We start from the raw sequence: 10,016 nt of genomic DNA, 5'->3' as shown, positions 1-10,016 counted from the left end.
GCTAACTTGCGATTACTTCAGTTGATCGGCCTTGTAATAGCCGCTGCCGATCAGGATCTTCTCGTAGTTGCTCTTGTCAACCGGGACCGGCACCAGGAGGTAGGACGGAACGACCTTGACCTCGTTGTTGTAGGTCTTGGTGTCGTTGACTTCAGGCTGCTTGCCGGACATGACGGCGTCGACCATCTTGACCGTAACCTTGGCGAGTTCGCGCGTGTCCTTGAAGATCGTCGAGTACTGCTCGCCCTTCATGATCGACTTGACCGACTGGACTTCCGCGTCCTGGCCGCTGACGAACGGGCAGGGTTGCTCGGCCGTGCAGTAGCCTACGCCCTTGAGCGAGGACAGGATGCCGATCGAGAGACCGTCATACGGCGACAGAACGGCGTGGACCTTGTCCTTGCCGTAGAAGGCGGAGAGCAGATTGTCCATACGCGCTTGGGCAACAGCGCCGTCCCAACGCAGCGTACCGACCTTGTCCATACCCATCTGCTTCGAGCGAACGACCAGCTTGCCGCTGTCGATGTAGGGCTTGAGGACCGACATTGCGCCGTCATAGAAGAAGAAGGCGTTGTTGTCGTCCGGCGAACCGCCGAACAGTTCGATGTTGAACGGACCCTTGCCATCCTTCAGCTTGAGCGCGTCGATCAGCGAGGTGGCTTGCAGAACGCCAACCTTGAAGTTGTCGAACGTGGCGTAGTAGTCGACATTCTTCGACTTCTTGATCAAGCGGTCATAAGCGATGACCTTGACGCCCTTGTCGGCGGCCTTCTGCAGCACGTCGGACAGCGTCGTGCCGTCGATCGAAGCGATCACGAGCACCTTGACGCCCTTGGTGACCATGTTTTCGATCTGGGCCAACTGGTTCGGGATGTCGTCTTCCGCGTACTGCAGGTCGACAGCGTAACCGGCACTCTTCAGCTCCTTGACCATGTTATTGCCGTCGTCGATCCAGCGTGCCGACGACTTGGTCGGCATCGAGACGCCAACCAGCCCCTTGTCCGCCGCGTAAGCAACGGGCATGGCACCCAGTGCGCCGATAACCAACGAGGCAATAAGCATTTTCCTTCTGTTCATGATCCAGTCTCCGATTCAAATTGAAGAATTAATCTACTAAAAACCACTACTCGAACTATCCAGCCGGCTGCCCGGATGGAGCGCTCACTTCTGTAGCCGCCTGTACTGGTAAACCGGAATTCTTTCGGAGACTGAGCGTGCCAGGTGTTGATTTGACTTCTGATATCCTGACGTCCGCCCATCTTGATGTTCAACCCCCCGATTGAGATCGCGTAGTCGTTGTCTGCCAGCTACGAAAAACAAGTTACTCCCAACCATCGCATCTATGGAAGTAGGGACTCAAAAAAAGCACCAACAAAAGCACAATACTCCATATCTACGGCACTTTACTCTAAAAGAAACGGAAAATTCTGCACATTTCCTTGTAAAGCTAAGCCGTAATGTGCATATAGACGGCAAACGAATCCTAACGTTTCCAGGTATAAAATCCATATCTTTCGTTGCATATCCCGGGCTGTTCTTTCTGCCCGGCGCCGCAAGCACCGTGCAACGCAGTCCGAGGCACTTTTCGCACCTGCAGATATGGAGAGTTGATTCATGGCATTTGAAAAGCTGAAGGAAGAAGTTCTTTGCGCCAACCTGGATTTGCCCAAGCACGGTCTGGTGACCTTTACCTGGGGCAACGTCAGCAGCATCGACCGCGAGCAGGGCGTTGTCGTCATCAAGCCGAGCGGCGTCAGCTACGAAGCCATGAAGGCTTCCGACATGGTGGTGATCGATCTCGACGGCAAGATCATCGACGGCTCGATGCGCCCTTCTTCCGACACGCCGACCCACCTCGCCCTCTACCGCCAGTACGCCGCGATCGGCGGCATCGTGCATACGCATTCAACGCACGCGACGTCGTGGGCACAGGCTGGTCGCGCCATTCCCGCGTTCGGCACGACGCACGCCGACTACTTCCACGGCGCCGTCCCCTGCTGCCGCGCGCTGACCCGCGAGGAAGTCGAGGGCGAATACGAGGCCAACACCGGCAAGGTGATCATCGAGACGATCGGCGCCGGCAACCCGATGGAAATCCCCGGCGTCCTCGTTTCCGAACACGCGCCGTTCGCCTGGGGCAAGTCGGCCGACGACGCCGTGCATAACGCCGTCGTCCTTGAAGAGGTCGCCCGCATGGCGCTGATGACGCTGGCGCTCGCGCCGAACCGCGCGCCGGTCTCCGATTTCCTGCTCGACAAACACTATCTGCGCAAGCACGGCGCCAACGCCTATTACGGGCAGAAATAACGCCCGACCCGATTTCCAACCCACCGTCGGCAGCGACGGCCCTTCCCTGTGAGGACATTCGTAATGGAACAACTATTCAAGCAGCTCGAAGTCTGGTTTGTCATCGGCAGCCAGCATCTGTATGGCGACAAGATCCTGCAGCAAGTCTCTGAAAACGCCCAGCTCGTCGTCAAGGGCCTGAACGCCGAAGGCAACTTCCCGATCAAGCTCGTGCTCAAACCCACGGTCACCACGCCCGAGCAGATCCTCGCGCTGTGCCGCGAAGCCAATCACTCGACGAACTGCATCGGCCTCGTCACCTGGATGCACACCTTCTCGCCGGCCAAGATGTGGATCGGCGGCCTCTCCGTACTCGAAAAGCCGTTCATGCAGCTGCACACGCAGCTCAACCGCGAGATTCCGTGGGACACCATGGACATGGACTTCATGAACCTGACGCAATGCGCGCACGGCGGCCGTGAGTTCGGCTTCATCGGCGCCCGCATGCGCAAGCAGTACAGCGTCGTCGTCGGCCACTGGCAGGACAAGGGCGTCCAGAACAAGATGGATCAGTGGATTCGCGTCGCCGTTGGCGTGCATGAGAGCCGCAACCTGAAGGTCGCGCGCTTTGGCGACAACATGCGCGAAGTGGCCGTCACCGAAGGCGACAAGGTCGCCGCGCAGATCAAGTTCGGCTACTCGTGCAACGGCTACGCGATGGGCGATCTCGAACAGAGCGTGCTCGCCGTGAGCGACGCCGACGTCGCCGCACTGGTCGAGGAATACGACGCCACCTACCGCTTCACCGGCGAAACACAACACGGCGGCGCCAAGCGCAAGCACGTGGTCGACGCGGCGCGCATCGAGCTCGGCATCAAGAACTTCCTCGTCAAGGGCGGCTTCGGCGCCTTCACGACGACCTTCGAAAACCTCTACGGCATTTCGCAGCTGCCGGGCCTTGCCTGCCAGCGCCTGATGCAACAGGGCTTCGGCTTCTCGGCCGAAGGCGACTGGAAAACCTCCGCGCTGCTGCGCACGATGAAGGTGATGTCGTACGGCCAGGCCGGCGGCACGTCGTTCATGGAGGACTACACCTACGACTTCACGCCGGGCAACGAGCTGGTGATCGGCTCGCACATGCTGGAAGTCTGCCCGTCGATCGCGACCGACGAAAAGCCGCTGCTCGACGTGCAATACCTCGGCATCGGCAAGAAGGACGATCCGGCCCGCCTCATCTTCGAAGCCAAGCCCGGCCCGGCGCTCAACGCCAGCCTGATCGATATGGGCGATCGTTTCCGCCTGATCGTGAACGAAGTCGAAGCGATCAAGCAGCCGAAGGCGCTGCCCAAGCTGCCGGTCGCGCGCGTCGTCTGGAAGGCGCTGCCGAACCTCGCCGTCGCAGCTGAAGCCTGGATCCTCGCCGGCGGCGCACACCACACGGTGTACTCGCAAGCAGTGACTTCCGAGCAACTGCGCACGTTTGCCGAAATCTTCGGCATCGAGTTCCTGCTCATCGGTGACAAAACCGAAATCCCGGCGTTCAAGAACGAAATCGTCTGGAACGAGTGCGCATTCGGCCTGCGCCGCTAAGCCCTCCCCCGCCCGACGCGGCGCAACACCGCGCCGGGCATTGCTTCACGAACATCCTCGCTTGCTCTCTGCCCGGCCTCGAATCGAGCGCTTGGTACCGGGAGCTTTCTTTTTGCACGCCAATACTCGTCAGGCTCAATCACCCTGAAAAACTCGGTTCTTCACCGCAAAGGCGCAGAGATCGCAACGGTTCGCAAAGAAAATCAAAGCGCTACGCGAACAGCACCTGTCTTTCATCTTGCCCCACAGGGTGAATGGTCAAGTACGACCCACCTGTTGTTTCCTTTGCGATCTTTGCGCCTTCGCGCCTTTGCGGTGAGGTTTTCAGGATTACTCGCTTGACTGGCAGGCAATTTACCGCCACTTTTTTCGCAGAATGCACGGGGAAATGCACTCGCGACCCGCTTTTCCAACGAAGAATTCCGTTGTTTCCGGGCACAAGAATGCCCATAATCACGGACATACGGCAAAATCATATAGCCAAGCAGTAATATTCAACTATTTTCGTTGGTATAGATCATGATCGTCGCCGGCAACAAGACGCTCTTCATGGATGGAGAGCAAGGAATCAAGGTCATGCAGGCCCTTGGCAATGAAACCCGCCTCCTGATGCTCAGCCTGCTCTCGCACCGGACGCTCAACCTCTCGGCCCTCGCCGAAGCGATCAATTTGCCGCAATCGACCACGGCCTTCCATCTCAAGCAGCTCGAAGGCGCCGGACTGGTCAACGTGCAATACCTGCCCGGTACACGCGGCCAGCAGAAGCTGATTTCCAAGCGCTACGACGAAGTTCACTTCAAACTGCCGGGCGTTGCCATCGAATCGGCGAGCAACGTGGTCGAGGTGTCGATGCCGGTCGGCAATTACAAGCGCATCGCGGTCAAGCCGACCTGCGGCATCGCAACTGATACCAAGTACATCGGGATGATCGACGACGTGCGCAGCTTCTACGAGCCGGAACACGTCTTCGCGCAGATCCTCTGGTTCAAACAAGGTTTCGTCGAGTACGACTTTCCGAACAACATTCCCTACGGCTCGCAGGCAACCGAACTGCAGTTCTCGATGGAAATCTGCTCCGAGGCGCCCGAGTACGACCTCGACTGGCCATCGGACATCACGCTCAGCGTCAATGGCGTCGAGACCGGCATCTGGACGAGCCAGGGCGACTTCGGCGGCGTGCGCGGGCGGCTGACCCCGGAATGGTGGCCGATCGAGCAGACTCAGTACGGCGTGCTCAAGCGCTGGCGCATCACCATGGACGGCACCTACGTCGATGGTGAAAAAATCTCGGAAGTCAGCCTCGACAACATCAACCTGGAAGCCAACCCGCACATCTGCATGCGCCTCGAAGTCAAGGAGGACGCGCGCAACGTGGGCGGCATCAACCTCTTTGGCAAGCGCTTCGGCAATTACAATCAGGATCTCGTCATGCGCACGCACTACGAGTTCCGCGACGGTGAGCGCCCGTATGCACTGAAGTAAAAAAACGGGCACCGCAAAGGTGCCCGGACCAACCTCGACGGCATCTGGATCAACGCCGCCGAACAAGGAGATTCGTTTCAGCTCTTGGCCTGGATCTTCTTGCTGCTCCGCTCCAGCATCCGTTGCATCAGGCAGAAGACGAAGAGCAGCGCGCCGATGCCGATGCGCGTCCACCACGAGCTCAGTTCGCCGTCAAAAGCAATCAAGGTCTGGATCACGCCGAGGATCAGGACGCCGACGAGCGTGCCGGCGAGGTAGCCCACACCGCCGGTAAGCAGCGTGCCACCGATCACGGCCGCCGCGATCGCGTCCATCTCGAAACCCAGCGCGTGCAGGCCGTAGCCCGAGAGCATGTAGAGCGTCACCAGCACGCCGCCGAGCGCCGAGCAGAAGCCGCTCAGCACATAGACCATGATCTTCGTGCGCCCGACCGGCAGACCCATCAGCATCGCCGAGCGCTCATTGCCGCCGATCGCATACACCGTGCGGCCGAAACGCGTGAAGTGCGCGATGTAGATCCCGATCAGCAGGATGACGACAGCCACCAGCGCGCCAGCCGAGATGAACGTCTCTTCGCCGAGCACCATCCGGTACTCGGAGAGAACAGTGAAGCTCGGTTCGGTGATCGAGATCGAGTCGATGCTGATCACATAGCACAGTCCGCGCGCCAGAAACATCCCGCCCAGCGTGACGATGAAGGCCTGCAACTTGAAGATCTGGATCAGCACGCCCATGAACAGACCGAACAGGCAGCCGATCGCCAGCACCAACGGCAGGATCTGCCAGAACGTCCAGCCGTACTTCTGCGCCAGCGTCGCCGAGATCATGGTGGTCAGCGCGACAATCGATCCGACCGACAGGTCGATGCCGCCGGAGATGATCACAAAGGTCATGCCGACCGCGACGACCAGCAGGAATCCGTTGTCAATCAACAGATTGACGAACACCTGCGGCGACAGGAAGGCGTCGTAGCTCAGCGCGCCGAAGCCGTACAGCAGCGCGAAGAGCATCGAGGTGATGACCAGCGGCAGGCTGCGCGGGTTGACAAAGCGGGAGAAGTTCATGGCTGGCCCTCCACGTGGGCCCGACGCTGGAAGAGCATTTTGCGCAAAGCCTCCGACTGGATCAGACAGACGACGAACACGACGATGGCCTTGACGACCAGGTTGATTTCCGGCGGAACGCCGAGCGAGTAGATGGCGTAGGAGAGCGTCTGCAGGATCAGTGCGCCGATCAGCGTTCCGACGAGGCTGAAACGTCCGCCGTCGAGCAAGGTTCCACCCAGGGCGACGGCCAGAATGGCATCGAGCTCCATCATCAAGCCGGCGTTGTTGCCGTCGGCGCTCTTCACGTTCGACGCGACGATCACGCCGGCAACGGCCGCCGTCACCCCGCAAAAGCCGTAGACCCAGAAGATCAATGCGCGCGCGCTGATTCCCGAGAAACGGGCTGCGGTCGGATTCAAGCCGACTGCCTGGATGAACAGGCCGAGCGCGGTCTTGTGCACCAGCAACAACAGCACGGCGGCGACGGCAGCGACCAGGTAGATGGCAAACGGAATGCCGAGGAAGAAGCCATTGCCGAAGAAGAAGAACGGTTCGTAGTAGATGGTGACGATCTGGCCGCCGGTGATCAGTTGCGCAATGCCACGCCCTGCCACCATCAGGATCAGCGTCGCAATGATCGGCTGCATCCCGATCCCGGCGACGAGGAAGCCGTTCCACAGCCCGCACAGCAAACCGACGCCAAGCGCCGCGAGGATGGCCAGCGGCATCGGTGTTTGTGAAACGTAGGTCTGCACACCGTCCTTGATCTCGAGCGAGCCACCGATCAGTGCGGCGGCAATCGCCCCGCTGATCGCTACCGTGGCGCCGACCGAAATGTCGATGCCGCGCGTTGCGATCACCAGCGTCATGCCCATCGCGATCAACATCACCGGTGCGGCACGGTTAATGATGTCGATCACACTGCCGTACAAACCGCCCTTCACGATGCGGATCGAGAAGAAGTCCGGATTGAACCAGAAATTCACCATGACCAGCAGGAACAGCGCAACGAGCGGCCAGAACAGCCGGCTCTTGGTAATACCCTGAATACTCATGACTCCACCCCTGCAATCATGCGAAATACCTTTTGTTCATCCGCCTCGTCGCCAGAGATTTCTCCGATCTTCTGGCGATCGCGCAGCACGGCGATCGTGTCGCTGACGCGCAGGACTTCCGGCATTTCCGACGAAATGAAAAGAATCGCCAGCCCCTTGCGGCACTGTTCCTTGACGAGATCCATGATCTCCAGCTTGGCCGCGACGTCGATGCCGCGCGTCGGCTCGTCGAGAATCAGCATCTTCGGCTCCGTCGCGATCCAGCGGGCCAGCATCGCCTTCTGCTGGTTGCCGCCGGAAAGCTGACTGATCGGGCTCTCGGCGTCGGAGACCTTGATGCCGAGCTGCTTGATGTACTCGTCGGCGATGGCGCTTTGGCGCTTCTTGCTCAGATAACGGAAGATGCCCCGCTTGGCTTGCAAGGCCAGAATGATGTTTTCGCGGATCGAGAGATCGGCGACGATGCCTTCGGTCTTGCGATCCTCCGGACAGAACCCGAGCCCGTTCATCATGGCCTTCTGCGGCGAACCGATCCTGACCTGACGTCCCTCGACTTCGAGCGTTCCGCTGTCCGACGGATCGATGCCGAACAGCATGCGCGCCGTTTCCGTGCGCCCCGAACCGAGCAATCCGCCCAAGCCGAGAGCCTTGCCGCTACGCATCTCGAGATCCATCGGCCGGATGGCGCCAGCACGCCCAAGCCCCTTGGCGCTGAGGAACGCGCGCTGGCCGCCCGTCTCCGCGCCGGCCGCGCCACTTTGTCGGGCATAGGCGCTCTCGTCGATCTCGCGACCGACCATCTTGTTGATCAGTTGCAGGCGCGGCAGGTCGGCCGCCATGTACTCGCCCTCCAGCTCGCCGTTACGCAAGACCGTAATGCGATCGGAGATTGCGTAGGTTTGATCGAGGAAGTGGGTCACGAAGAGGATCGCAATGCCCTTGGCCTTGAGCTGACGCAGCGCGTCGAACAAGCGGCCGACCTCGTCTTCGTCCAGACTGGACGTCGGCTCGTCGAGGATGAGAACTTGCCCTTCGTTGCCAAGTGCTCGCGCGATCGCCACCATCTGCTGGATGGCTACCGGATAGCTCGAGAGCGGCAGCGTCACGTCGACCGTGATGTTGAGCGCCTTGAGCGCAACCCGTGCGCGTTCATGCATCGCCGCCCAGTCGATGACCGGGCCGCGCATCGGGAAACGCCCGATGAAGATGTTTTCTGCCACCGACAGATTCGGGCAGAGATTGACTTCCTGATACACCGTACTGATACCGAGATCCTGTGCCTCCAACACCGACCCGGCCTGAATCTTCTTGCCGCCAAGGCGGATATCACCGCCATCCGGCGTTTCAACGCCGGTCAGTACCTTGATCAGCGTGGACTTTCCCGCCCCGTTCTGCCCCATCAGGGCATGCACTTCACCCGGAAAGAGTCGGATTCCGACGTTCTTGAGCGCAACGACACCCGGAAACCGCTTGTGGATGCCTTGCATCTCGAGGATTGGCTCTTTCGCCATGGTTATTGACTCCTCTTTGTTCTATTTGTACTGAAACACTGTACCGGACAAGGCACGGGCAAGACGACGACGCTGTGGCGACGCGGTCTTGCCCGGCCGAATGATCAGTCTTCCGGATCGGTCACGAGGAGGAAATCCACCGTCGCCACCGAACCAGACGCTGCGATGCTCAGTACTTGCGGTTCGGGAATTCCTTGGCCGCCGTCTCCATCGGGAACACGCCTTCCTTGGTCTTGACCCACTTCGGCTGTTCCTTGCCTGCCAGCACTTCCTTGACCACCGTCATCAGTTGCGGACCGAGTTGCGGATTGCATTCGACCGTAACGTTGAGCTTGCCGGCCATCATCGCTTCGAACGCGCCCTTCACGGCATCGACCGAAATGATGATGATGTCCTGACCGGGCTTGAGGCCGGCGGCTTCGATCGCCTGGATGGCGCCAATCGCCATGTCGTCGTTGTGTGCGTAGAGGACCTGGATGTTCTTGTCGGTCTTCAGGAAGGCTTCCATGACTTCCTTACCCTTGGCGCGGGTAAAGTCGCCCGTTTGCGAACGCGTGATCTTGAAGCGCGGATCGCTCTTGATGACTTCCTCAAAGCCCTTCTTGCGGTCGATGGCCGGCGCCGAACCGACGGTACCCTGCAGTTCGACGATGTTCACATCACCGGGCTTCTTGTAGTTGTCAAGCAGCCACTGTGCAGCTTTCTGGCCTTCTTCGGCGAAGTCGGAACCGATCATCGTGACGTAGAGCGACGGATCCTTGGTTTCGATATTGCGGTCGGTCAGGATGACCGGGATCTTGGCAGCCTTGGCTTCCTTGAGAACGGTGTCCTAACCGGTAGTCACGACCGGCGCGAAGGCGATGACGTTAACCTTTTGCGCGATGTAGCTGCGGATGGCCTTGATCTGGTTTTCCTGCTTCTGTTGTGCGTCGGAGAACTTGAGGTCGATCCCGGCTTCCTTGGCGGCTTCCTTGATCGAGACTGTGTTGGCGGTACGCCATTCGCTTTCGGCACCGACCTGGGCAAAACCCAGCGTGATTTTCTTG

7 protein-coding genes and 1 pseudogene are annotated in these 10,016 nt (G+C 59.6%); 3 read left to right on the top strand and 5 right to left on the bottom strand.

The annotated features are described in order from the left end of the window. Positions 1–12 precede the first annotated feature (12 nt). The gene (chvE, locus tag KBA32_RS14425) at positions 13–1,077 is read right to left on the bottom strand and encodes a multiple monosaccharide ABC transporter substrate-binding protein (protein ID WP_294360242.1); all 1,065 of its coding nucleotides are present in this window, start codon (positions 1,075–1,077) and stop codon (positions 13–15) included. A 537-nt stretch (positions 1,078–1,614) separates the two neighbouring features. Between chvE and araD the strand changes: the two genes are divergently transcribed. The 3 genes from araD to KBA32_RS14410 all read left to right on the top strand — a co-directional run bounded on the left by araD (position 1,615) and on the right by KBA32_RS14410 (position 5,358). Then, entirely contained in the window at positions 1,615–2,307 is a 693-nt protein-coding gene (gene araD, locus KBA32_RS14420) for an L-ribulose-5-phosphate 4-epimerase (RefSeq protein ID WP_294360239.1), read from the top strand. 63 nt (positions 2,308–2,370) lie between these two features. Further along, a complete protein-coding gene (araA, locus tag KBA32_RS14415; protein ID WP_294360237.1) occupies positions 2,371–3,876 on the top strand; it encodes an L-arabinose isomerase in 1,506 nt (501 codons plus the stop codon). A gap of 519 nt (positions 3,877–4,395) precedes the next feature. Beyond that, positions 4,396–5,358, top strand: coding sequence for an ArsR family transcriptional regulator (locus KBA32_RS14410; RefSeq protein ID WP_294360235.1), 963 nt, complete (start codon positions 4,396–4,398; stop codon positions 5,356–5,358). Positions 5,359–5,435: 77 nt separating this feature from the next. Here the strand turns inward: KBA32_RS14410 and yjfF are convergent, their stop codons facing one another. The 4 genes and pseudogenes from yjfF to KBA32_RS14390 form a co-directional block, all read right to left on the bottom strand. Beyond that, positions 5,436–6,422, bottom strand: a complete 987-nt coding sequence (gene yjfF, locus KBA32_RS14405) for a galactofuranose ABC transporter, permease protein YjfF (protein WP_294360232.1) — start codon at positions 6,420–6,422, stop codon at positions 5,436–5,438. After that, complete coding sequence (locus tag KBA32_RS14400; protein WP_294360229.1) at positions 6,419–7,459, bottom strand: ABC transporter permease; 1,041 nt, start codon at positions 7,457–7,459, stop codon at positions 6,419–6,421. The genes yjfF and KBA32_RS14400 overlap by 4 nt, the downstream gene beginning before the upstream one ends. Next, positions 7,456–8,970 (bottom strand): sugar ABC transporter ATP-binding protein, encoded by a 1,515-nt coding sequence (locus tag KBA32_RS14395; protein ID WP_294360227.1) that lies wholly within the window; start codon positions 8,968–8,970, stop codon positions 7,456–7,458. The genes KBA32_RS14400 and KBA32_RS14395 overlap by 4 nt, the downstream gene beginning before the upstream one ends. A gap of 169 nt (positions 8,971–9,139) precedes the next feature. Further along, positions 9,140–9,946, bottom strand: a pseudogene (locus tag KBA32_RS14390) (ABC transporter substrate-binding protein). Positions 9,947–10,016 lie beyond the last annotated feature (70 nt).

Source organism: Propionivibrio sp. (assembly GCF_017995515.1).
Taxonomy (GTDB): Bacteria; Pseudomonadota; Gammaproteobacteria; order Burkholderiales; family Rhodocyclaceae; genus Propionivibrio.
Note: the sequence above shows the minus strand (reverse complement) of the source record. Positions and strands in the feature narration are given on the sequence as shown.